This is a genomic window from Arthrobacter sp. Marseille-P9274, assembly GCF_946892675.1.
In the GTDB taxonomy this organism is placed as follows: Bacteria; Actinomycetota; Actinomycetes; order Actinomycetales; family Micrococcaceae; genus Crystallibacter.
Genome location: NZ_CAMPOV010000001.1, coordinates 1,220,491 through 1,244,066 on the forward strand (window position 1 = coordinate 1,220,491; position 23,576 = coordinate 1,244,066).

Below are 23,576 nucleotides of genomic sequence, written 5' to 3' on the forward strand. Positions count from 1 at the left end.
TCCGCACGGAGGCTTAGGCCGTCAGCATCTTCCGCAGGGCCTCGGCTTCCTGGGCCGAGACCGAACCGATGAAGGCGGCGAGCACGGCCTCGCGGTCCCGGGCGGAGCCGAGAACCTCGTGCATGAGCTCCACGGTGTGTGCCTCGCGGCTCGTCACTGCGCGGTAGCGGTGCGGCCGAATGTCCCGCTCACGCTGGACCAGGCTCTTCTTCTCCAGCCGGGACAGCACCGTGAGCACCGTCGTCACGGCGAGCTCCTTGCCGTCCCTCGTCGCGCTGCCGCTGTGGGCGAGCCGGTCGCGCAGCTCGTTCGCGGTCAGTGCATTCTCCCCCTGGGGCTGTCCGTTCTGCTCCCACAGCAGATCCATGACTGCCCGTTCCAGCTCTCCAAGAGTGGCCATTTACATCCTTCATCCGCGCCCAAAAACAACCCCACACCGGCAGCCTGAGCGCTGCCCGTGTGGCTTCCCTATCCAATTTACAGGCTTTGCCGGATTTGTTCTACACTGCGTAGAAGCAAGTTGTTCTACGTTCTGTAGAAATCACGTCGAAGGGGAGAATGTGGAAGCCCTCGAAGTCGCCCGGTGGCAGTTCGGCATCACCACGGTTTATCACTTCCTGATGGTGCCGCTGACCATAGGCCTGGGCCTGACCGTGGCCGTCCTGCAGACGGCCTGGTACCGCACGGGCAAGGACCAGTACCTGCGGATGACCAAGTTCTGGGGCAAGCTGTTCCTGATTAACTTCATCATGGGCGTGGCCACGGGCCTGGTGCAGGAATTCCAGTTCGGCATGGCCTGGAGCGAGTACAGCCGCTTCGTTGGTGACGTTTTCGGCGCTCCGCTGGCACTGGAGTCGCTGCTCGCATTCTTCGTCGAGTCGATCTTCCTGGGTCTGTGGATCTTCGGCTGGAAGCGCCTGCCCAAGGGGATGCACCTGCTGAGCATCTGGGCAGCCTCGCTGGCCACCATGGGTTCGGCCTACTTCATCCTGGCCGCGAACTCCTGGATGCAGCATCCGGTGGGCGTCGAGATGATCGACGGCCGGCCGGTCATGGTGGACATCTGGGCGGTGCTGACCAACAACACGCTCCTGGTCGCCTACCCGCACACCCTCTTCGGCGCCTTCTCCGTGGCCGGCGGCTTCCTGCTCGGCATCGCCTGGTACCACCTGTGGAAGCGCCGCCGGGACGGCACCGACACCGTCGGCGCCGACGGCAAGGTGATGGTGGGCAGCAACCCGGCCACCGGCCGCGACGCCACCGATCACAAGGTCTGGCTGACGTCGCTGCGGGTCGGCGCCGTCGTCGCCATGGTGTCCTTCGCAGGTGTCTCCCTGACCGGCGACCTGCAGGCCAAATTGATGTTCGACCAGCAGCCGATGAAGATGGCCGCCGCCGAGGCTGCCTGCCACGACGGCACCGGCTTCTCCGTCCTCTCCGTGGGCGACCTCGGCTCCAACGACTGCGACGACATGGTTGCGGTGGTAGAACTGCCCGGGCTGCTCTCCTTCCTGGCCAACGGCGACTTCACCACCGAAGTCCAAGGCATCAACACGCTGATCCCGGAGTACCAGGAACGCTTCGGCACGCACCTGCCCGACAACCCCGTCTACGGCGAGCGCGCCGGCACGGAGATCGACTACGTCCCGGTCATGGAGGTCACCTACTGGGGCTTCCGGATCATGATCACCTTCGGCATGCTCGCGGCCGGCGCCGCGCTGGTGGCCCTCTGGATCGCCCGCAAGGGCACGGTTCCGGAGTCGAAATGGCTGATGCGACTGGCCGTGTTCGGCATCCTGGCGCCGTTCGGGGCGAACTCTGCCGGCTGGATCTTCACCGAGATGGGCCGCCAGCCCTTCGTGGTGGCGCCTAACCCGGATCCCGACGGCATCGACAACGTCTTCATGTTCACCGCTGCCGCGGTCTCGCCGGGGGTGTCCCTCGCCGAACTGGTCTTCTCGCTCTGCGCCTTCGCGCTGGTCTACGGCGTGCTCCTGGTGGTGGAGGTCAAGCTGCTCTTCGCCTACTGCAAGGGCGGCGTGCCTTCGGCCATGCCCGAAGTGCTGGAGCACCCGGACGGCGGCGCCGGCAGCGGCGGCCAGGGAAAGGACGACGACGATGTCCTCGCCTTCGCGTACTGATTCCGCCGGCCGCAACATGCGCAACCTGACCATCTTGGAGAGCTGACATGGATTTCCTGCCCACTCTGTGGTTCATCATCATCGCCTTCTTCTGGACCGGCTACCTGTTCCTGGAAGGCTTCGACCTGGGCGTCGGCATGCTGATGCGCGGCTTCGCCCGGAACAACACGGACCGCCGGGTGCTGCTCAACACCGTCGGCCCGGTCTGGGACGGCAACGAGGTGTGGCTGATCACCGCCGGCGCCGCCACCTTCGCCGCGTTCCCGCACTGGTATGCCTCGCTCTTCGCCGGCCTCTACCTTCCGCTGGTGCTGGTACTGCTTGCCCTGATCTTCCGGGCCGTGGCGATCGAATACCGCGGCAAGCACGACTCCCCGCGCTGGCGGGCCACCTGGGACTGGGCCATCGCGCTCGGCTCCTTCGTGGCGGCCTTCGGCGTGGGCGCCATGCTGGCGCTGACCACCACCGGCCTGCCACTGGACGCCAACGGCGACCGCGTGGGCGGCCCGTTCGCCTGGTTCAACGGCTACGCGGTGCTCGGCGGGCTGGCGGTCGTGCTGTTCTGCCTGGTCCACGCCGCCGCGTTCCTGGTCCTGAAGACCGACGGCGACATCCGGGTGCGGGCGCGCAGGCTGCTGCTGCGCTGGCTACCGGTGGCTCTGCTGCCGATGGCGCTGTGGGCGATCCTCGTGGTGCTGGCCGGCGGGAAGCCCGTGACCTGGGTGACCTTGGCCATGGCCGTGTTCGGCGCCGTCGCGGCGTGGCTGCTGGCCCGGCGGGAGCGGGACGGCCTGAGCTTCGCCGGACTCGGGATCTTCCTGGTGGCCGGGACCACCACGATCTTCACCGCCGTGTTCCCCAACGTGCTGCCCTCGAGCCTCGATCCGGCGTTCTCGCTGACGGTGGAGAACGCGTCCTCGTCCGACTACACGCTGGGCGTGATGAGCGTGATCGGCGCGTTCGGCATTCCCGCCGTGCTGGTCTACCAGGGCTACACGTACTGGGTGTTCCGCAAGCGCGTCAGCGCGGAGTCCATCCCCGCCGCCCACGCCGTCGTCCCGCAGTGAAGCCGCTGCTGCCGGTCGGCGCCGCCGGCAAGCGTGCGCTCTACCTGCTGGGCGTCCTGGCCGCAGCAAAGGCCGCCGGGCTCGTCCTGCTCGCGCAGGCCGTGGCGGCCGGCGTGGCCGGGCTGGCCGGCGGCGGCCCGGACTGGAACGCCGTGGCGGTCGAGGCGGTGGCCGGGGCCGTGCTCCGGGCCCTCGCGGCCTGGGGGCAGGAGGTTCTGTCCCAGCGCGCCGCGGCCGGCGTCAAGGCGCAGCTGCGGGCCGGTCTCGCCGAGCGGGTCATTAACGACGGCGGCGCGACGGGAGCCGGCGGCGGTCCGGGCAGCGGGGCGCTGAGCGTGCTGGCCACCCGCGGTCTGGACGCGCTGGATGACTACTATGCAAAGTTCCTGCCGGCGCTGGTGGGCTGCGCCGTCATTCCCCTGCTGGTAGGCCTGCGGATCCTGGGAGCGGATTTCACCAGCGCCCTGGTGGTGCTGCTGACCGTGCCGCTGGTGCCGGTGTTCATGGTCCTGATCGGCCTGCACACCGAGGACCGGACCAGCCAGGCCGCGCAGGCGCTGCAGCGGCTCTCGGACCAGCTGCTGGAGCTGGCCCGCGGCCTGCCGGTGCTGGTGGGCCTGGGGCGGGCGTCCGCCCAGACGCGGGCGCTGGCGGACATGGCGGCGGCGTACCGCAGCCGCACCATGGACACGCTCCGCGTCGCCTTCATGTCCTCGCTGGCGCTCGAGCTGATCTCCACCATCTCCGTAGCGGTGGTGGCGGTGTTCATCGGCGTCCGGCTGGTCCACGGCGAGATGGGCCTCGAGGCCGGACTGCTCGCGCTGATCCTCGCCCCGGAGTGCTTCCAGCCGCTGCGGGACCTCGGCACGGCGCACCACGCGAGCGAGGACGGGCTGGAGTCGCTCAAGCGCAGCAACGCCGTCCTGCAGGCACCGGCCGGCCGCCCGCTGGTGGCCGCTGCGCCGCAGGCCGGCGCCGACGGGGCCGCCGCACGGACCTGCGACCCCGGGCTGGCCCAACCGGCAGGTCGGCCCGATCTGGAGGTGCGCGGGCTGTCCGTCCGTTACCCGGACCGGGACCTGCCCGCCGTCGAGGGGCTGGACTTCACCGTGCCGGCCGGCAACATCGCGCTCCTGGCGGGGCCGAGCGGAAGCGGCAAGACCACGGTGCTGGAGGTGCTCGCCGGGCTGCGGCAGGACGGACCGCAGGCCGCCGTGTTCGGTGTCGTCAGCGGCGTCTACCGGGACGGGATCGCATGGGTCCCGCAGCACCCCGTGCCGGCGGAAGAGACCGTCGCGGCGGAAATCGCCCTGTACGCGGGACTGGCCGGACCGGCCGCCCGCGAGGCCGCTCTGGAGGTGCTGGCCGAGGTCAACGCCGCCCATCTCATCGACGCGCAGACCGGCGAACTCAGCCCGGGCGAACTGCGGCGGCTCGCCGTCGCCCGCGCCCTCGCCCGGATCGGCCACGTTCCCGGCGTCCGCGTGCTGCTGGCCGACGAGCCCACCGCGCACGTGGACGACGCGAGCGCGCGCGCCATCGAGCGGGCGCTCTCGCGCCTGCGGGGCCGTGTGACGACCGTGCTGGTGGCGCATGATCCGCAGACCGCGCGGCTGGCCGACCTAGTCGTGCCCGTGGACGCCGCCCGTAACGGCGCCGATGGTGCCGGTCGGCCGGCGCGGCCCAAGGACGATCCGACGCCCGCCGTCCGGAAGGGTGCCGTCCGGTACGAGGGCGCCGTGCGGGAGGACATCCCGCAGGAGTGTGCCGCGCCGGCGACGGCGCAGCAACAGGACGCGCGGGGACGGACCGCTTCCCCGGGCGAGTTCGGCGGACGGTCGTCGGGGCGCTCCCGCGTTCCGCTCTGGCGGAACCTGGGGATGCTCCAGCCATGGAGCCGGCAGTTCATCGCAGCGCTCTTCCTCGGGCTGGGCGCCACGCTTTTCGGCGTCGCCCTGACCGCGCTGTCCGGCTGGCTGATTGTCCGGGCGAGCGAGCAGCCGCCCATCCTGCACCTGATGACGGCCATTGTGGGGGTCCGGTTCTTCGGCATCGGCCGGGCGGTGCTGCGCTACCACGAGCGGCTGCGGCTGCACGACGCCGTCTTCGCGGCCACCGACCGGCTGCGGATCCGGCTCTGGAACGGGCTGCAGCAGCGCCCGGCCGGGTGGCGCAAGCTCGCCCGCGGCGGCGAGGCGCTGGAGAAGCTGGTGGGCGACGTCGATGAGCTGCGCGACGTGGCGCCGCGCGCGGTGTTCGCGCCGCTGGTCGGCGTGCTCACGGCAGCCGCGTCGTGCATCGCAACCGGACTGCTGATGCCGGCGGGACTGGGCTGGCAGCTGCTGCTCGCCGCTGCCGGGCTCGGCCTCGCCCCGGCGGTAACCCGGTGGGCCGACCGCTCCGGCCAGGCCGCCAGCGTCGGGCTGAAGGGCCGGACCCTGCATGCCTTCACCCGGCTCCTGCAGGCAGCGGCGGACCTGGCGCCCAACCGCGCCGCGGGACCGTTGCTGGCGCGGGCACGTGAGCTGGAGGAAAGGACGACGGCGGTGCTCCGGAGGGGTGCCTGGGCGCAGGGCCTGGGACAGGCCGTCATCGTCCTGGCCTGCTCGCTCTCTGCCCTGGCCATGATCGGTTCGGCCGGCGGAACGGATCCGGGGGCCGCTGCCGTGGTCATCCTCATGCAGCTGGCCCTGGTGGAGCCGTTCGTGGCGGTCAACGCCGCGGCCCACCAGTGGGGCGCCTGGCGCGAGCTGGGCGAGCGGGTGCTGCCGCAGCTGGGCAGCGCCGACCAGCAGCCGGAAACCCGGCGCCCGGCAGCCGGGGCAGGCCAGGCGGGTGCACCTGCGGGCGCCCGGCCCGAAGCGGAGGGCGCGCCCGTGGCGTCGCTGCAGCTGCGCGATGCCGGCTACGCCTATCCGGGGCAGGCGGAGCCGGTCTTCACCGGACTGGAACTCGACCTGGCGCCGGGGGACTGGCTGGCCGTCACCGGCCCTTCGGGCAGCGGCAAGTCGACCTTGCTCGGCGTGCTGCTGGGCTTCCTGCCGCTGCGGCAGGGCCACTACCTGGTCAATGGAGTCCCGGTCGAGGCGGGAGGCGGGCTGGCCGGGCGGATTGCGTGGACGCCCCAGGAAGCCCACCTGTTCAACTCCAGCCTGCGGGCCAACCTGCTGCTGGCCCGGGAACGCGGCAACCCGCCGTCGGACGCCGAAATGCACGCGGCACTTGCCGCCGTCGGGCTCGGATCCTTCACTGCGGCCCTGCCGCAGGGAATGGACACCCGGCTGGGACCGGACGGGCACTTCCTCTCCGGCGGCCAGCGCCAGCGCGTCGCCGTCGCCAGGGCGCTGCTGACGGAAGCGGATGTGGTGCTGCTGGACGAGCCGACCGCGCATCTGGACCCGGAGTCGGCCTCGAGCCTGCTGGCCGACCTGCGGACGGCGCTGGCGGGAAAGGCTGTGGTCATGGTGACGCATGATCCGGCCGAGGCGGCGGCGTGTCCGCGCATCCTGGAGCTGGGTTCCGCCGCGAAGGCAGCTGTCCTACGCTGAAGGACATGACGATCGCCGCGCCGCCGCCCTTTCCAGACCACGGCCTCTCCTGGCGGGCCCTCACCGAGGCCGACATCGACGCGTGGCATGCGCTGATCGGGCGCATGTCCGAGGCGGACAAGCCTGTGTGGACCGAGACCCGGGCGGACCTGGAGGAAGTCTTCGGGACCGCGCACAACGACCCGGCCGCGACCACGGCGGCCGGTTTCGACGAGGGCGGCGTGCTGCGTGCCGTCGGACGGGTGCATGGGAACGCCGGCTCGGCCGTCGCCCACACCTGGGGCGGAGTGGACCCGGGGTGGCGCCGCCGGGGGATCGGCCGGGCACTCTACGCCTGGCAGGCGGACTGCCAGCGGGCCCGCTTTGAGGCCGCCGGGACCTCCGGCGGGGTCCTGCGGACCTACACGGAGGAACAGAACACCGGCCACAACGCGCTGATGCAGGCCGTGGGCACCCGCATCGTCCGGTACTTCACCGAGATGACGCGTTCTCTGGACGTCCCCATACCGGACCTGCCGCTGCCGGCCGGTTATGTCTTCCGAACCCTCGATTCTGCGGACAGCGAGGCCGTGCGGCTCGCCCATAATGAGGCATTCGCCGACCATTGGGGCAGCGAGCCGCGCGACCGGCAGCGCTGGAAGTTCACCGTGGAGCATCCTCAGCTCAAGCCGGAGTGGAGCATGTCGGTCGTGGAGACGGCCACCGGCGAGACCGTGGCCTACCAGCTCGCGAGCTTCGACCCGGACTACCGCAAGCACGCCGGCTACGACGAGGGCTTCACCGACCTGCTCGGCGTGCGCCGGGCCTGGCGCGGGCGCGGGTTCGCCCCGGCACTGCTGGCCGAGGCCATGCGCCGGTTCAAGGCCGCCGGCATCGCGCATGCCGGGCTGGGCGTCGACACCGAGAATCCCAGCGGTGCCCTCGGCCTCTACACCCGGATGGGGTACGAGCCGACCAAACGCGACTTCGCCTGGCAGCTGCCGCTGACCTGACCCGCTGACTCAGGCGCGGACTCAGGCGCGGACTCAGGCTCGGACTCAGGCCCCGACGTCGTGCAGGTGATGGACGACGTCGTGCGCGAAATAGGCGCCCAGGGTGCGCACGGTGAAGGCCGAACCGTTGCTCCGGAGGCCGCGCCGGTCCCACTGTTCCCGTGGGACCGCCGCGAAGGCGACCGCCACGGCGGCGGCGCCGGCCTCCAGCTCCTGCGCTACGCGGTGCGGATCCGCTTCCGAGTACGCGCCCTCCAGTGCTTCCCGGTCCTGGTCCCAGTCCGGGAAGCCGGGTGACCCAGGTCCAGTCCTTGGTGTCGGGAACGATCGGCATGGCAGAAGTGTAGGCGCGGGTCAGCCGAGCGCGGGCCCGACAGCGTCGATTGTCTGCGAGAGCGGGACGCCGGAGCCGTCCCGGCGCCCGTGTTCCACCGGCAGCGTCCGGACCACCCCGGCGGACGTCGAGGCCTTGGCCGGACCGTGGCCCGCCCAGCCGAGGCTGAGCTGGTCTTCGCCCTTGAGGAAACGGTGCGCCCGCAGGCCGGCGGTGGCCCTGCCCTTGGCCGGGAACTCGGCCAGCGCCGTGACCTTGACCGAGCCGGGGGAGGTGCCGGGGAGGGCCGCGGAGGCGGAGGCGATGGTGACGACGACGGCCGCGTCGTCCGTCGGGTCGGCCGCGCCGAAGAAGACTACCGAGTCCTCGGCGGCCAGCTTGATCCCGTTCACGCCGCCCGCCGTGCGGCCCTGGGGCCGGACCGTCGACGAGGGGAAGCGCAGCAGCTGGGCGTGCCGGGTCAGGAACACCAGGTCCTCGTCCTCACGCGCGACGCAGACTCCGATGATGTGGTCCTGCGGCTTGAGCGTGATGATCTCCCAGTCTTCGCGGTTCAGCGGGTAATCGGGGCTGACCCGCTTGACCATGCCGCCGGCAGTGCCGATGGCCAGCACGGCGTTGAGCGGCGCGAGGGCGACGAGCGTTTCGCCCTTGGCCAGCGTGATGAACTCCCGGGCGGGCACGCCGCCGGCGAGGTTGGGCGTGCCGGAGCCGGGGGAGAGCGTGGGCATGTCCACGACCTGCAGGCGCAGCATCCGGCCCAGCGAGGTGACGGCGCCGATTTCCGCGCGGGCCGAGGTGCGGACAACGGAGGTGAACACGTCATGCTTGATGCGCTGACCGCCGTCCGCCAGCTCCTGCTGGTCGGCGGTGCGGGCGAGCTGGCCCGAGGCCGAGAGGATGGCCCAGCACGGGTCGTCCGCGATCTCCAGCTGCACGGGAGCCTTCTTGCCCGCCGGTGCCGGGGCGGCGCCGGCGAGCGCGGCGGTGGCCTCGGTTTCCAGCAGCAGCGTGCGGCGCGGGGTTGCGTAGCTGGCGGCGACCTCGCCCAGTTCGTCGGAGACCAGCTTGCGCAGCTTCGGCTCGGAGGCGAGGATTTCCTCCAGCTCGGCGATCGCCTGGCGCAGTTCCTCCTGCTCCTTCTCCAGTTCGATGCGGGAGTACTTGGTCAGCTGGCGCAGGCGCAGTTCCAGGATGTGGTTGGCCTGGATCTCGGTCAGGTCGAAGACCCCCATCAGCCGCTCACGGGCCTGGGCGGTCTCGTCCGAGGACCGGATGATCTGGATGACCTCGTCGATGTCCACGATCGCGATCAGCAGGCCCTCGACCAGGTGGAGGCGGTCCTTCTTCTTGCCGAGGCGGAAGGTGGTGCGGCGGCGGACCACGCCGATGCGGTGGTCCACGTAGACCTGGAGCAGTTCCAGCAGGCCGAGCGTGCGCGGCTGGCCGTCGACGAGCGTGACGTTGTTGATGCCGAAGGAATCCTCCATCGGCGTGTAGCGGTACAGCTGCTGGAGCACGGCGTTCGGGTTGAAACCGTTCTTCAGCTCGATGATCAGGCGCAGCCCGTGGTGGCGGTCCGTCAGGTCCACCACATCGCTGATGCCCTGCAGCTTCTTGGACGTGACCGCGTCCTTGATCTTCTCGATCACTTTTTCCGGACCCACCAGGTACGGCAGTTCGGTGACGACCAGGCCCGTGCGGCGGGCCGAGATCTGCTCGACCTGCACGGTGGCCCGGGTCTTGAAGGAACCGCGGCCGGTGGCGTAGGCGTCGCGGATGCCGGCCAGGCCGACGATCTTGCCGCCGGTGGGCAGGTCCGGCCCCGGGACGAAGGCCATGATGTCGTCCAGCTGGGCGTCCGGGTTGGCGATCAGGTGCTGGGCGGCGGCGATGACCTCGCCGAGGTTGTGCGGGGCCATGTTGGTGGCCATGCCGACGGCGATGCCGGAGGATCCGTTGACCAGGAGGTTCGGGAACGCGGCCGGGAGGACCTCCGGCTGCATGAACTGGTTGTCGTAGTTCGGGATGAAATCGACGACTTCTTCGTCCAGATGGTTCGTCATGGCCAACGCCGGAGCCGCCAGCCTCGCCTCGGTGTACCGCGGGGCCGCGGGGCCGTCATCGAGGGAGCCGAAGTTGCCGTGCCCGTCGATCAGCGGCATGCGCAGTGCGAAGTCCTGGGCCATGCGGACCATCGCGTCGTAGATGGCGGTGTCCCCGTGCGGGTGCAGCTTGCCCATGACCTCGCCGACGACGCGGGCGGACTTCACGTGTCCGCGGTCCGGGCGCAGCCCCATCTCCGACATCATGAACAGGATGCGCCGCTGGACCGGCTTCAGCCCGTCGCGCGCGTCCGGCAGTGCCCGGGAGTAGATCACCGAGTACGCGTATTCGAGGAAGGAGACCTCCATCTCGGAGGTGACGTCGATATCGACGATGTTCTCGACGAGGTCTTCGGGCAGTGCCTGGCTGGCAGAGGGCTTGGGTCGGCGGGCCATATGGAGAGATCGGGTCCTTACATCTGTTGAAGCAGTTAAAGTGAGTTTATGGCTCAAGAGGCGCAAACCCGGGATTATCCGGACTACTGGGAGGCCGATGTCGTGCTGCGCGACGGGGGGACCGCGCACCTGCGGCCCATCGTCCCGGAGGACGGACCGGCGCTGCAGGCTTTCCACATGGGACAGTCGGAGAGCTCGATCTACCTGCGCTTCTTCACCTTCAAGGCGAAGCTTAGCGCCCGCGAACTGGAGCGGTTCACCAACGTCGACTACCACAGCCGGGTCGCCTTCGTCATCACCATCGCCGGCGACATCATCGGCATCGGTCGCTACGACCGGCTGGACGACCCGGACGAGGCGGAAGTCGCCTTCAACATCGCGGACAGCCATCAGGGCCGCGGGCTCGGGTCCATCCTGCTGGAGCATCTGGCGGCGGCGGCGCGCGAAAACGGCATCCGCCGGTTCTCCGCGGAGGTGCTGCCGGAGAACCGCAAGATGGTCACGGTGTTCAACGACGCCGGCTACGAGGTGCGGAGGCATTTCGACGACGGGGTCGTGATGCTCGAATTCAATATCGACCCGACGGAACGTTCGCGCGCCGTGATGGAATCACGCGAGCACCGCGCGGAGGCGCGCAGCGTCGCCAGCCTGCTGGCGCCGTCGTCCGTTGCCGTCATAGGGGCCAGCCGGGAATACGGCAGCATCGGTTACGCCCTGCTCGAGCACATCGTCGAGGGCGGCTTTACCGGCCCGGTATACGCCATCAACCCGCAGGCGCTGGAGCTGGGCGGGATGATTTCCTACGGCACGATCGGCGAGGTGCCCGAGCCCGTCCAGCTGGCCATCATCGCGGTGCCCTACGACCAGGTGCTCAAGGTCGCGCAGGAGTGCGCCGACGCCGGCGTGAAGGGCCTGATCGTCGCCACGGCCGGTTTCGCGGACACCGGGCAGGAGGGACTGGCCCGGCAGCGCGAGCTGGTCCGCAACGCCCGGGCGAACGGCATGCGGGTGGTCGGACCGGCCTCCCTGGGCATCATCAACACGGATCCGGCGGTCACGCTGAACGCGTCGATGGCACCGCACCTGCCGCGGCGGGGGCGGCTGGGCCTGTTCAGCCAGTCGGCCGCGATCGGCGTGATGCTCTACGCCGCCGCCACGCGCCGCGGACTGGGCCTGTCCTCGACGTTGTCGGCGGGCAACCGGGCCGACGTCTCCGGCAACGACGTGATGCAGTACTGGGAGGACGATCCGGCGACGGGGGCCGTGGGCCTCTACCTGGAGTCCTTCGGCAACCCGCGCAAGTTTTCCCGGATCGCCCGGCGGCTCTCCCGCAGCAAACCGGTCATCGTGGCGAAGTCGGATCTGATGGGCCTGCAGCTGCCGCCCGGCCACCATGTGCGGACAACGCAGGCGCCCGGCGGCGCCCTCGACGCCATGATGCGGCAGTCCGGCGTGGTCCGGGTCGACACCTACGAACAGCTGATGGACGTGGCCCAGATCGTGGTCAGCCAGCCGCTGCCGGCCGGGCCCGGGGTCGCGGTGCTGAGCAATTCCCTGGCGCTGGGGAAGGTCATCGCGGACGCGGCGGCCACGCACCAGCTGCAGGCGGTGCATCTCGCGACGTCGCTCGGACTCGACGCCGCGCGGTCGGAGGCGCTGGACCTGCTCCGCGGCAAGCTGCGCGAGGCGCTGGCGCTTCAGGAGGTGCATTCGGCCTTCGTCACCCTGCTGCCCGTGAACGGCCTGGACAACGAAGAGATCGCGCAGGTGCTCCGTGCCTGCGGCGAGGAAGCCGGCAAGCCCGTCATCGCCGCATTCACCGGCGTCCTGGATCCCCAGGCGGTTGCGGAGGGACTGCTCGCGGTCGGGGCGGCGGACGAAGGCGCGGCGCGGCAGCCCGCGGTGCCCACGTTCTCCAGCCCGGGCAGCGGCATCGAGGCACTGGCCGCCGTGGTGCGCTACACCGAATGGCTCGGGCGCGACCAGGGCGAGGTCGTGGAACCCAGCGGCCTGGAGCGGGACCGCGCCGCGGACATGATCGATGCACTGCTCGAGGGCGTTGCGGGGGACCAATTGGTGCAGACCACCACCGAGCAGGCCGGCGAGCTGCTCGGCTGCTACGGGATCAGCGTGCTGCCCTCTGCTGCTTTTTCGACGGCGGACGAAGCGGTCGCGGCGGCCGATCGCCTGGGCTGGCCGGTGGCGTTGAAGGCAATGGACGACAGGCTGCGCCAGCGGCTCGACCTCGGCGGCGTGCGGCTGAACATCGTCGACGCCGATTCGCTGCGGCGGAACATCGAGCACATGCGCCAGGTGCTACGCCCGTTCGGGGACATCGGGCTGGAGCTCCAGTCCATGGCGGCGTCCGGCCAGTCCTGCACCATCCGGGCGATCGAGGACCCGCTCCTGGGGCCGGTCGTCTCCTTCGGCTTGTCCGGGGACGCAGTCAATCTGCTGGGGGACTGGTCGCACCGGATTCCGCCGCTGACCTCCGTCGACGTCGCGGACCTGATCCGCAGCCCGCGGGCCGCCCCCAAGCTGTTCGGCTACCAGGGCCTGCCGGCCGTGGACGTGGCCGCGCTGGAAGACCTGGTCAACCGGGTGGCGCTGATGAAGGACGACCATCCTGAGATCGCGCTGCTGGAATTCAACCCCGTCCTGGTGTCGCCGCAGGGACTCACCGTTCTGAGCGCGGACCTGCGCCTGGGCAATTACGCGCAGCGCACGGACAGCGCGCGTAGGGCCATGCGGGACTGATCGTACCGGCGCGGACCCCGGCCGGTGGCCGCGGTGCCGGGTTCGCAATCGGCCAGCGGCTGGGCCAGAATGGAATTCATGAGCCATTCGCCAACCACTGAAGAACGCAGCCTCGACGAGGACCTTAACCGTGCCGGCTTTTACCCGGTCATGGTGGCCGACGTGGTTCACGATGCGCTCGACGGACGCGAGCCGCTGTCCCACCTGGTCCATCTGGAGACCCACTTCGACCGCAACGAGGTCCACCGGCACATCACGGTGCTGGTCCTGACCGACGACATGCTCGTCATCACCCACGTTGATGACCAGCAGCTGGACGAGGAAGGCGAGCAGGTTGTCGCGCAGATCTCTACGGAATCCGTGCCGGTCAGCCAGATCCGCTCGGTGGTGCTCAGCTACATCTACGCGCAGCCGCAGGACTACAAGCCCTCCGACCAGGCCCGCGAGCTGACCTTGGCGATCGCCTGGTCCGGCGGCCAGCGCCTCGACATGGGGCCTGCGGGCTGCGCCGATCCGCAGTGCGACGCGGACCACGGCTACACCGGCAACATCGTCCAGGAAGACATCGTCCTCAGGGTGAGCTCGGAAGCGGACGGGGCGCAGGCCGTGCAGAACGCCAAGGCCTTCGCCCGCGCCCTGCGGAAGGTCAACACGGCTCCGCCGGCACTGCCCAGGATGGTGGATCCGGTCCAGCCGCGACGGCTCGGAACCCGGCTGTCCCGCGGCCACCACCAGCGCTAGGGATGGTCCGGCACCTGGATGTACTGCCGCCCGCCCCCGGTTACGGGCGGGACAGCGTCGCGGAGGTCTTCACGAGTGCCGCCGCCTCGCTCGGGGTAGCCGGCTTCGCCAACACGCTCGCGCTGCCGGCCGCCCGGCGGGTCTGCGTGGTGCTGGTGGACGGGCTCGGCAAGGCGCTCCTCAAGCAGCGCGGCGGCCACGCGCCGTTCCTGCGCCGGTCGATGGAGAACTCCCGGACGTTGAGCAGCGCCTTTCCGTCCACGACGGCGTCGGCCCTGGCCACTTTCGGCACGGGCCTGGCTCCTGGTGCCCACGGGCTGGCGGGCTACGACGTGCTCGACCCGGACCAGGACAAGGTCGTCAACCAGCTCGGCGGCTGGGACGCCGGGGTGGATCCGCTGCGCTGGCAGCCCCATCCAACGGTCTTCGAACGTGTCGCCGCAGAGCTGCCGGTGGTTACCGTCAGCCTCCCCCGGTTCGCGGAGTCCGGCCTGACCCGGGCTGCCCTGCGCGGAGGCTCGTTTGTGCCGGCTACCTCCGGACATGCCCGCACACTCGCGGCGGCGCAGGCCTTGTCTGAGCACGAGCGGGTGCTCGTATACCTCTACTTCAACGAGCTGGATAAGGCCGGCCACCGCCACGGCTGTGCGTCAGCCGAGTGGGGCAACGCGCTGGAAGAAGTGGACTCGCACCTGCGCCGGCTGGCGGGCCAGCTTCCCGCAGACACGCTCCTGCTGCTGACGGCGGACCACGGAATGCTCGACGTGCCTGCCAGCCAGCGGCACGACTACTCGCAGGATCCGGCGCTGGTGGCCGGGGTGCGGCATACCGGCGGGGAACCGCGCATGGTCCACCTGTATCTGGAGCCCGACGCCGGCGACCGGCACCGGGAGCAGCTGGCGGAAGCCTGGCAGGCGGCGTTCGGCAAGTACGCATGGGTGCTGGAACGGGACGAGGCGATTGCGCACGGTCTGTTCGGCGAGGTCCAGCCGTCGGTGCTGCCGAGGATCGGGGACCTAATGATTGCCGCGCGGGAACCGGTCGCCCTCTACGACACCCGGCGGGTTCCGCCGCATGCCCTCGAGGTCGTGGGCCAGCACGGATCGCTCACCCGTCCCGAGCGGGACGTCCCCTTGCTGGTGCTGGGCTCCACGGTGGGCAAACCGGGCAAGGCCGGCGGGAATCAGGGGCGGCGAAAACGCTCCTGAGCCCGGCAGCTCACTCGTGCCGGGTGCCGAAGACGATTTCGTCCCAGCTCGGCACGCTCGACCGCTTGGGCCGCAGCGACCGCTTCGGCTGCGCCTCGGCTTCTTCCGCAGCGTCTGCCTTGCCGTCAGCGTCCTCTGCAGGCCCGCCCCCGGCCTCCTCCGCGGCGGCCGGACCGGCGGCAGGTTGCTCCTTGCCGCGGACGGGCGCGCCGGAGACGGTGATCTCGCGGGTTTCCGTGCTCACGCCCTCCGGGAGATCGAGCGGACCGTCGCCCCCGTCGTCGTACGCCGGAGCGAGGCTCAGCCCGAAGGGAAGGCCCTTGGACGGGTGGTCTCCGCCCTCCTCTGCGCCGGTGTGGCTCTCGCCCGAATTACTGTCGCGGGGGTGCGCCGCCGGAACGGCGCCGCGGTTCAGCATCAGGGCCAGGGCATCGTCCGCGTCCTCATCGACGCCGAGCCGCTGGCCGCGGCGCGAGCGCAGGACCTCGAGCAGGTTGTCCGGATCCGCGTCTTCCTGCGCCTCCGCCGACGTATCCTGGCCGTCCGCTTCCGGCTCCGCATCCGTTTCGAAGTCGAAGACCCGGTCTGCAACGGCGGTCAGGCGGCGGCCCGGGACGGGGCCGTCCAGAGGCTCGATTTCGCTCAGCTGCTGTGCCCAGCGGCTGGTGTTCCGGATGGTGCGGCGGCTGTGGTCGTAGATCCAGCGCGCCGGCGGCTCTTCGCCGACCGTGCCAGTGGCTTCGGCCGGCAGGCTGAACTGCGCGAGCACCTCCCAGGTGCCGTCCGCGCGCCGCCAGGAGTCCCAGACGAGGGTGTCCGGGTCGATGCCAAAGGCCGGGAGGCGGTGGAGCACCATGGCGCCGAGCGTGGCTGGCTGATCGCCCTGGCCGGACCGGTAGCCCTCATGCGCGGGGAGGGCGGCGGCGACCTCGACCAGCTGAGCCTGCTCGGCCATGTAGTCGCGTTCCGCGCGGACCGGGCCCTCATAGCGCAGGACGCGTTCCATGGAAACACCGGACTCGGCCGCCACTTCCTCGGCGGAAGCACCGGCACGGATCCGCGCCTGGATCTCCCGCGGCGACATCACGGGGCCGGATGCCGAGGAGTCCGCCGCAGGCACACGCATGGACGGGCGGGCCGCCGCAGAGCGGAGCGCCTCGTCGATGGCCAGGCGGTAGCTTTCTCCGCCTTCGCCGCCCAACAGCAGATGTTCGCCATCCTCATGGACACCCACCAGCCGCAGATCCTGCATGAAAACCCTCCACCCGACGACAATTCCTGCTGAAACTCTGCCATCGAAAGGGCCTATTTCCTACTGTTTGCGCGGGTGTGGCGCGGACTAGCTGGGCGGGCGGCAGCCCGTCGGCCCGCGTCCACGGCCCAACGCAGTCGCTCGTGCGCGCGGGCCTTGCGGTTTCGTCCCGGCGGCCGGTTGGCGTTTGCGCGGCAAGTAGGCAACAATCTTCGCGTTGCGGGCACAAACCCGGCATCCCGGGCGTTGTGCTCTGACACACCCGCCAGAAGCCTGCCTCGGGCTTCCGTCCGCGGAGGACCCAACCCACAGAACCGGAGCGTGAAGAAGACGATCATGGCCACTGACTACGATGCGCCGCGCAAACCCGACGAGGAGCTGAGCGAGGACTCGATCGAAGAGCTGAAGTCGCACCGGACCGACAAACAGTCAGCCGTGGTGGACGAAGACGAAGCGGAGGCCGCCGAGGGATTCGAGCTGCCCGGCGCGGACCTGTCGGGCGAAGAGTTGCTGGTCCGTGTCATGCCGGCGCAGTCGGACGAATTCACCTGCGCTTCATGCTTCCTGGTCCGCCACCGCTCGCAGGTAGCGAAGGAGAAGGACGGGCTGCTCTACTGCAAGGACTGCGAAGGCTGACCCAGGGCGGCGACCAGCTGTTCCGGGCGGCGCGTGGACGTCAGCCAGTAGGGTGTGCGGTCTGCTTCGTCCGTGATTTCGATTTTCACGACCGGCGAGATCCAGCCGCGGATGCATTGGTACGCGGTGGCGTTGAGCTTGGGTCCGCGCTGTTCGACGGCGGCGTCTCCGCGGAAGCCTTCGACCGCACCGATGAATTCGCGTTCGATCTGCGCGCGGCCCACCTGCAGGGTCCGGCCGGTCACGGTGATCCGCGGCGTGGAGATGAAGAGCAGGAAGCCCAGGATGAGGGCGGTGACGACGGCGGCGATGTAGCCGGTGGTCAGGCTGATCGGAGCCAGCACGAAGATGACCGCCCCGGAAACGCCCGCCGCGATGAGCCAGACCCAGAAGTTCGGCCAGAGCCGCTCCTGGTAGATCGGTTCCGTAGCTGATCCGGTGGGCTGGCCGGCGGCGGGGGAAGGTGTTGCGCTCATGCGTTTCAGCTTATCCCGGCGGGCGGCGCTGCCGGGACGCCGGCGCACGGGCGCCGTAGCTGGGCCCGGGCCAAAGGGGATAGAGTGATGTGCGGAAACGCCCGCGGCGGCTTCGCCGCGCCGAACGAGGAACGGTCACGAGTGCAGGAAATTCAACCAACGCTGAACGTTCAGCTGAAAATGCTCGACGCCGCGCTGGAGGCACCTTCGTATGCCCACCCCGGCGACGCCGGCGCCGACCTGCGCACCAGGATCGATTTCCGGATCGGGCCTGGGGAGCGCGTCCTGGTGCCGACGGGCGTGGCGATTGCCCTTCCCGTGGGCTACGTTGCGCTGATCCATCCGCGCTCCGGACTGGCCACTAAGCACGGGCTGACCATCGTGAACGCCCCCGGCACCGTGGACGCCGGCTACCGGGGCGAGATCGCCGTGACGCTGCTGAATACGGACGCCTCGGCGGCACTCGAGATCAAGCGCGGGGACCGCATCGCCCAGATGGTGATCCAGCGCGTCGAAACGGCGTCCTTCGAACTGGTTGCCGAGCTGCCTGGCTCCGTCCGCGGCACCGGCGGCTTCGGATCCACCGGCGGGTTCACAGCCGCGCAGTAAAGGAACGTCCCGGCGCGCCCTCCGGCCGCCGGCCACCGCATCAAGTCCGAGAGGAAAGCCACGATGGTATTTGGGCGCCGCAAGAAGCGCAGTGACGCTGCCGAACCTGTCGAGCCTGCCGATGGCACCGAGGCCGCGGGCACGGAAGAAGTTGCCGCCTCCGGACAGGAGCCCGGCAGCGAAACCGGCTCCGCGGGCCTGCCGGACAAGGACGCCTTCCGTTCCGACGGGCCCTTCGACAGCGCCGAAAAGGACACCGGGGAAGACTACCTGGACCTCGGTGCCCTGAAGATCCGGCCGCGCGAAGGCCTCCAGCTGCGGCTGGAGGTCGAGGAACGCACCCAGCGCGTCATCGCCGTAACGCTGGACCTGGCCGGGTCGAGCCTTCAGCTGCAGGCATTTGCCGCGCCGAAGACCGAGTCGCTCTGGCCGGAGATCCGGGAGCAGATCGCTGCCTCGGTCGGATCGCAGGGCGGGCAGATCGAGGAGCTTGAGGGACCGCTCGGTACCGAAGTAGTGGCCAAGCTTCCGGCACAGACCCCGGACGGCAAGACCGGCTACCGGGTCGCACGCTTCGTCGGCGTGGACGGGCCGCGCTGGTTCCTGCGCGGAGTGATCGGCGGCGCCGCGGCTCTCGACCGGGAGAAGTCGGCAGACCTGGAAGAACTGTTCCGCTCCACCGTCGTGGTCCGCGGAAGCCAGCCGCTGCCTCCCCGGGACCTGCTGCAGCTGCGCCTTCCGAAGGACGCGGCTCCGCAGCCCGAGGCCGAGGCCGCACCGGGGCTCAGCGCCCCGGAACGCGGGCCGGAAATCACGCACATTGGTTGATTCCGGTGCACGGCTGCGGCCGGCGGCGGCAACGGTGCCGCTGGACCGGATGCCCGGGCGCGGGCGGATCCGTTCGTCCGGTTTCGTTGAGTCGGTGACCATCCTGCCCGCGGGCGAGGCCCCGAGCTTCTCGGCCGTGGTCGCCTCCGAACTGCCCGCCGCCGAGCCCGGGGCCAAGACGGCGTCCCGGCGGGGCCGGATCCGCCTGGTCTGGCTCGGCCAGCGCAGGGTGCCGGGGATCGACGCCGGAATTCGGTTGGGGTTCGACGGTATGGTGTCCGAGGTCGACGGCCTGCCGACCATGTACAACCCGGGGTACGAGATCCTGAGCCTGTTGGAGAACGAGTCATGACTGAAAAGCCCGCACCGCGGGACGAACCCGAGAAGTCGCTGTCCGACCTGGCCGGCAGCTATGCCGCCAAGGCGGGCATGGAGCGGCGCGACGACGGGCAAATCGACGTCCTCAAATCCATCGGCGGAGTCCGCGGCCTTGTCGAGAGCGTCCTGCCCGGCATCATCTTCCTGGTTGTCTTTACCGTCAGCCGGGACCTCGGTCCCGCCCTGATCGGCGCCCTCGGCACGGCGGCCGTATTCACTGTGCTGCGGCTCATCCAGCGCGGAACCGTGACTCAGGCCTTCTCGGGCCTGGTCGGCGTAGGTATCTGCGCGTTCGTGGCCAACAGCACGGGGCGTGCCGAGGATTTCTACGTCTGGGGCTTCATCACCAACGCCGCGTACATCGTCGGCATGGTGGTATCCGTCCTGGTGAAATGGCCGCTCGCCGGGCTGCTCTTCGGCTTCATCCGCGGCGAAGGCATCGACTGGCGGAAGCACCCGCGCCGGCTCAAGGCGTACGTGCTGGCCACCTGGATCGTCACCTCGGTCCTGGTGCTGCGGCTGCTGGTGCAGGTGCCGCTGTACTTCATGGGCGAAGACGGCCTGGTCGCACTCGGCACCGCGCGGCTGGTCATGGGCCTGCCGCTATATGCCCTCGGGCTGTGGCTGGCCTGGCTGGTTTCACGCCCGGCCGGCAGCGCCCTCCCCGGCGGCAGCGCCGGCCGGGCGGGCGAGCAGGACTGACCGCAGTTCCTGTTCGGCGGCGATCGTGGTGACGAAGAACAGTTCGTCGCTTGCCTCGATCACGTCATCGGCGCTGGGGGTAATGGGTGCGTCGTCGCGGAGGATGGCGACCACCGTCGCGTCCTGGGGCCAGTCCACCGAGCCGAGCGTGCTGCCGATCAGTGCAGAGTCCCCGGGTACGGTGAATTCCACGATCGAGGCCACGCCTGTCTGCAGCGTCAGCAGGCGGACCAGGTCGCCGATCTCGACGGCCTCTTCCACCAGGGCCGTCATGAGCCGCGGGGTGTTGACGGCGACGTCGACTCCCCAGGAATCGTCGAACATCCAGTCATTCTTCGGGTTATTGACCCGGCCCACGGTCCGGCCGACGCCGAACTCGCTCTTGGCCAGCAGGGACACCACGAGGTTCACCTTGTCATCGCCGGTCGCGGACACAACGACGTCGGCTTCTTCCAGCTTCGCGTCGCGCAGGGTAGTGATCTCGCACGCGTCACCGATCAGCCAGCGTGCTCCCTTGAGCCCGCTGCGGCCGATCACCTCGGGCTTCTGGTCGATGAGCAGGATGTCGTGGTTGTTGGACAGCAGTTCGCGGGCGATCGAGGAGCCGACGCTGCCGGCGCCGGCAATGACGACCTTCATTCGGACTCCTTCACCGGAGGCTTGGACAGGACTGCGGAAATTTCATGCGTGGCATCGACGCGCATCATGGCATGCACGATGTCCCCGTGCTGGAAGCGGGTCTCCGGGCCCGGCAGCATGCCCTCGCCGAAGCGGGTGAGGTAGGCCACCCGAGCCCCCGACAGGGCCTCGATCTCGGTGAGGAAGTGGCCGGCCCACGCCTCGTGCAGCGACACCTCGCCCAGGATCAGCCGGCCGGAGGCTTCGCGGTAGTCGCCCTTGATGCTCTGCTCGGGCAGGATCCTGCGCAGCACCTGGTCCGCGCTCCAGCGCACCGCCGCCACCGTGGGAATGCCCAGCCGCTGGTAGATTTCCGCGCGCCCCGGGTCGTAGATGCGGGCGACGACGTGCTGTACGTGGAAGGTCTCCCGCGCCACCCGGGTCGCGAGGATGTTCGAATTGTCGCCGCTCGAAACCGCCGCGAAGGCGTAGGCCTTCTCGATGCCGGCGTGGCGGAGCGTGTCCCGGTCGAAGCCCACGCCGGTGACCTTGCGGCCGGAAAAATCGCTGCGCAGGCGACGGAAGGCGCGGTCGTCCTGGTCGATGACCGCGACGCTGTGGCCGGAGTCGTCGAGCGTGTGGGCCAGGGTGACGCCTACGCGTCCGCAGCCCATGATGACGAAATGCGCCACTGTCGATGCCTCTTCCGCTGATCCAAGCTGTCCTGCTGCCAGCTTAACCCTTTGTTGCCCGCCCGGCGGCTTAGAGTGATTCCATGACAACCCTGCAGGCAAGCGGTTACGGTTGTGGGCTGTGCTGACATATCTCGACGCCCTCAAGCGGATCTTGGTGGGCCGGCCCTTCCGGACGGAGCGGGCCAAGGTGCAGCCGCTGCCGCAGTGGCTGGCCCTGCCGGTGTTTTCGGCCAACGCGCTGTCCTCGGTGGCTTACTCGCCGGACGAGATCCTGCTCACGCTGGCGCTGGCCGGCGTCGCGGCCGTGGCGCTGTCGCCGCTGGTCGGACTGGCGGTCATGGTGGTCCTGCTGGTTATCATCGCCTCCTACCGGCAGAGCGTGCACGCCTACCCCTCCGGCGGCGATTACCAGATTGCCAGCGAGAACCTCGGCAAGACCGCGGGCATCACCGTCGGCTCGGCGCTGATGTTCGACTACGTGCTCACCGTCGCGGTGTCGATGTCGTCGGCGGCACACTACCTGATTGCCGCGTTCCCCGCACTCCACGGAGGACAACCGATGGCCGCTGCCCTCGGCGTCGTTGTCCTGGCGTTCCTCCACCTGCGCGGTCTGCGCCGCGGCGGTCGAGCCGTAGCCATCCCCACCTACGCGTTCGTCGGCCTCATCCTGCTGATGTGCTTGGTCGGCTTCATCCAGGACCTTAGCGGACAGCTGGAACTGGCCCCCAGCGCCGCGCTGGACATCGTGCCGGACGCCGAGTTCCAGGCCGGCCTGACCGGCCTGGCCGGCGCCTTCCTGGTGCTGCGGGCGTTCTCCACCGGCGCCGCCGCGCTGACCGGCGTGGAGACCCCGGCCAGCAACGTGAGGGCCTTCCGGCCGCCGCGGGCCAGGAACGCGGCGACGGCGCTGCTCGTGCTTGGCGTCGCCGCGACCGTGATGACCATGGCCGTGCTGTACCTCGCCCGGGCCACCCGCGTGCACGTGGTGCAGGTTCCCGCGGAGCAGTTGCGCCTGAATGGCGGGCCGCTGCCGGCCGACTACGTGCAGATGCCGGTCATCAGCCAGCTGGCAGCCGCCGTGTTCGACCGCGGCAACGTGCTCTTCTACCTCGTGGTCGCCGTGACCGGCCTGATCCTCGTGCTGGCCAGCCACTCGGCCTTCACCGCTTTCCCTGCGCTGGCGTCCATCCTGGCCACGGACGGGTTCCTGCCGCGCCAGCTGCGGACCCGCGGCGACCGGCTCAGCTTCAGCAACGGGGTCCTGGCGCTGGCCGGGGCGGCGCTGCTGTTGATCCTGCTCTTCCGGGCCGACGTGACCCAGCTGATCCAGCTGTATGTGGTTGGTGTCTTCGTTTCCTTCACCTTCAGCCAGCTGGGCATGATCAAGCACTTCTCGCGGCTGATCCGCTCCACGCCGAACCGGCGCCTGCGGCGGAAGATGATGCGGTCCCGGCTGATCAACCTCATCGGCTTCATCCTCACCGCCACGGTGCTGGTGGTCGTGCTGGTCAGCAAGTTCGTCTTCGGCGCCTGGATTGCGGTCGCCGGCATCTTCCTGCTGGGGCTGGCGATGTACAGCATCAACCGGCATTACCAGCAGGTCGCCCGCGAGCTGGCGGTGGACGAGACGGGCCAGGCCACGGCCCTGCCGTCGCGGGTGCACGCGGTGATTCTTGTCTCGCATGTCCGCAAGCCGGTGCTGCGCGCGCTGGCGTTCGCCCGGGCCTCGCGGCCGTCCAAGCTGGACGCCGTGATCGTGGACATCGACGAGGAGGAGACCGCGCAGACCCTGGCGGACTGGGACCGGCTGAAGATCCCGGTGCCGATCACCGTGCTCGCATCGCCCTACCGGGACACCACCACGCCGATCATCAACTACATCCAGAGCATCCGGCGCAATTCCCCGCGGGACCTGGTGGTCGTGTACATTCCCGAGTACGTCGTGGGGCGCTGGTGGGAGCAACTCGTGCACAACCAGACCGCCCTGCGGATCAAGACCCGACTGCACTTCGAACCGGGCGTCATGGTGGCCAGCGTGCCATGGCAGCTCGCGTCCTCCGATGCGGTCCGCAAATTCCAGGAGCTTTCCTAAA

At 69.8% G+C, this 23,576-nt stretch carries 20 protein-coding genes; 13 read left to right on the top strand and 7 right to left on the bottom strand.

Features of this window, described 5'->3' with window-relative positions; genetic code table 11:
* Positions 1 to 13: 13 nt before the first annotated feature.
* Complete coding sequence (locus OC550_RS05500) at positions 14 to 400, bottom strand: BlaI/MecI/CopY family transcriptional regulator (RefSeq protein ID WP_262104278.1); 387 nt, start codon at positions 398 to 400, stop codon at positions 14 to 16.
* A gap of 160 nt (positions 401 to 560) precedes the next feature.
* Here OC550_RS05500 and OC550_RS05505 point away from each other — a divergent pair, with 160 nt between their 5' ends.
* From OC550_RS05505 to OC550_RS05520, 4 genes are read left to right on the top strand one after another with little or no spacing between them, the layout of a single operon-like run.
* The gene (locus tag OC550_RS05505; RefSeq protein ID WP_262104279.1) at positions 561 to 2,141 is read left to right on the top strand and encodes a cytochrome ubiquinol oxidase subunit I; all 1,581 of its coding nucleotides are present in this window, start codon (positions 561 to 563) and stop codon (positions 2,139 to 2,141) included.
* A 47-nt stretch (positions 2,142 to 2,188) separates the two neighbouring features.
* The gene (gene cydB / locus OC550_RS05510) at positions 2,189 to 3,208 is read left to right on the top strand and encodes a cytochrome d ubiquinol oxidase subunit II (protein WP_262104280.1); all 1,020 of its coding nucleotides are present in this window, start codon (positions 2,189 to 2,191) and stop codon (positions 3,206 to 3,208) included.
* Positions 3,205 to 6,756, top strand: a complete 3,552-nt coding sequence (gene cydD, locus OC550_RS05515) for a thiol reductant ABC exporter subunit CydD (RefSeq protein WP_262104281.1) — start codon at positions 3,205 to 3,207, stop codon at positions 6,754 to 6,756. Before cydB ends, cydD begins: the two co-directional genes overlap by 4 nt.
* Before the next feature lie 5 nt (positions 6,757 to 6,761).
* Positions 6,762 to 7,748 carry a GNAT family N-acetyltransferase gene (locus OC550_RS05520; protein WP_262104282.1) on the top strand — a complete coding sequence of 329 codons (987 nt, stop codon included), beginning with the start codon at positions 6,762 to 6,764 and terminating at the stop codon, positions 7,746 to 7,748.
* Positions 7,749 to 7,793: 45 nt separating this feature from the next.
* Here the strand turns inward: OC550_RS05520 and OC550_RS22350 are convergent, their stop codons facing one another.
* The gene (locus OC550_RS22350; protein ID WP_368736936.1) at positions 7,794 to 7,937 is read right to left on the bottom strand and encodes a hypothetical protein; all 144 of its coding nucleotides are present in this window, start codon (positions 7,935 to 7,937) and stop codon (positions 7,794 to 7,796) included.
* 165 nt (positions 7,938 to 8,102) lie between these two features.
* Complete coding sequence (locus OC550_RS05530) at positions 8,103 to 10,583, bottom strand: DNA topoisomerase (ATP-hydrolyzing) subunit A (protein WP_262104283.1); 2,481 nt, start codon at positions 10,581 to 10,583, stop codon at positions 8,103 to 8,105.
* 48 nt (positions 10,584 to 10,631) lie between these two features.
* Between OC550_RS05530 and OC550_RS05535 the strand changes: the two genes are divergently transcribed.
* The 3 genes from OC550_RS05535 to OC550_RS05545 all read left to right on the top strand — a co-directional run bounded on the left by OC550_RS05535 (position 10,632) and on the right by OC550_RS05545 (position 15,289).
* Entirely contained in the window at positions 10,632 to 13,340 is a 2,709-nt protein-coding gene (locus tag OC550_RS05535) for a GNAT family N-acetyltransferase (protein WP_262104284.1), read from the top strand.
* Positions 13,341 to 13,418: 78 nt separating this feature from the next.
* On the top strand, positions 13,419 to 14,081 hold the full coding sequence (locus tag OC550_RS05540; RefSeq protein WP_262104285.1) for a DUF5998 family protein: 663 nt from the start codon (positions 13,419 to 13,421) through the stop codon (positions 14,079 to 14,081).
* 2 nt (positions 14,082 to 14,083) lie between these two features.
* Positions 14,084 to 15,289, top strand: coding sequence for an alkaline phosphatase family protein (locus OC550_RS05545; RefSeq protein WP_262104286.1), 1,206 nt, complete (start codon positions 14,084 to 14,086; stop codon positions 15,287 to 15,289).
* A 10-nt stretch (positions 15,290 to 15,299) separates the two neighbouring features.
* On the opposite strand, the gene sepH is transcribed toward OC550_RS05545, so the two are convergent.
* The gene (sepH, locus tag OC550_RS05550; RefSeq protein ID WP_262104287.1) at positions 15,300 to 16,541 is read right to left on the bottom strand and encodes a septation protein SepH; all 1,242 of its coding nucleotides are present in this window, start codon (positions 16,539 to 16,541) and stop codon (positions 15,300 to 15,302) included.
* A 336-nt stretch (positions 16,542 to 16,877) separates the two neighbouring features.
* Here sepH and OC550_RS05555 point away from each other — a divergent pair, with 336 nt between their 5' ends.
* Positions 16,878 to 17,177: a DUF4193 domain-containing protein gene (locus tag OC550_RS05555; RefSeq protein ID WP_262104288.1), complete on the top strand. Its 300-nt coding sequence runs from the start codon at positions 16,878 to 16,880 to the stop codon at positions 17,175 to 17,177.
* Here OC550_RS05555 and OC550_RS05560 read toward each other — a convergent pair.
* A complete protein-coding gene (locus tag OC550_RS05560) occupies positions 17,153 to 17,653 on the bottom strand; it encodes a DUF3093 domain-containing protein (RefSeq protein WP_262104289.1) in 501 nt (166 codons plus the stop codon). The genes OC550_RS05555 and OC550_RS05560 overlap by 25 nt on opposite strands.
* 87 nt (positions 17,654 to 17,740) lie before the next feature.
* Here OC550_RS05560 and dut point away from each other — a divergent pair, with 87 nt between their 5' ends.
* The 4 genes from dut (at position 17,741) to OC550_RS05580 (ending at position 20,170) form a co-directional block, all read left to right on the top strand.
* Positions 17,741 to 18,262, top strand: a complete 522-nt coding sequence (gene dut / locus OC550_RS05565; protein WP_262104290.1) for a dUTP diphosphatase — start codon at positions 17,741 to 17,743, stop codon at positions 18,260 to 18,262.
* Between the two features lie 63 nt (positions 18,263 to 18,325).
* Complete coding sequence (locus OC550_RS05570) at positions 18,326 to 19,090, top strand: DUF3710 domain-containing protein (protein WP_262104291.1); 765 nt, start codon at positions 18,326 to 18,328, stop codon at positions 19,088 to 19,090.
* Complete coding sequence (locus OC550_RS05575; protein ID WP_262104292.1) at positions 19,083 to 19,442, top strand: hypothetical protein; 360 nt, start codon at positions 19,083 to 19,085, stop codon at positions 19,440 to 19,442. The genes OC550_RS05570 and OC550_RS05575 overlap by 8 nt, the downstream gene beginning before the upstream one ends.
* Positions 19,439 to 20,170 (top strand): DUF3159 domain-containing protein, encoded by a 732-nt coding sequence (locus tag OC550_RS05580; RefSeq protein WP_262104293.1) that lies wholly within the window; start codon positions 19,439 to 19,441, stop codon positions 20,168 to 20,170. The genes OC550_RS05575 and OC550_RS05580 overlap by 4 nt, the downstream gene beginning before the upstream one ends.
* Here OC550_RS05580 and OC550_RS05585 read toward each other — a convergent pair.
* Together OC550_RS05585 and OC550_RS05590 are read right to left on the bottom strand one after the other, a co-directional pair.
* The gene (locus OC550_RS05585; protein WP_262104294.1) at positions 20,108 to 20,809 is read right to left on the bottom strand and encodes a TrkA family potassium uptake protein; all 702 of its coding nucleotides are present in this window, start codon (positions 20,807 to 20,809) and stop codon (positions 20,108 to 20,110) included. The genes OC550_RS05580 and OC550_RS05585 overlap by 63 nt on opposite strands.
* On the bottom strand, positions 20,806 to 21,480 hold the full coding sequence (locus OC550_RS05590; protein WP_262104295.1) for a TrkA family potassium uptake protein: 675 nt from the start codon (positions 21,478 to 21,480) through the stop codon (positions 20,806 to 20,808). The genes OC550_RS05585 and OC550_RS05590 overlap by 4 nt, the downstream gene beginning before the upstream one ends.
* Before the next feature lie 121 nt (positions 21,481 to 21,601).
* Here OC550_RS05590 and OC550_RS05595 point away from each other — a divergent pair, with 121 nt between their 5' ends.
* Positions 21,602 to 23,575 carry an APC family permease gene (locus tag OC550_RS05595; RefSeq protein ID WP_262104296.1) on the top strand — a complete coding sequence of 658 codons (1,974 nt, stop codon included), beginning with the start codon at positions 21,602 to 21,604 and terminating at the stop codon, positions 23,573 to 23,575.
* Position 23,576: the final 1 nt, after the last annotated feature.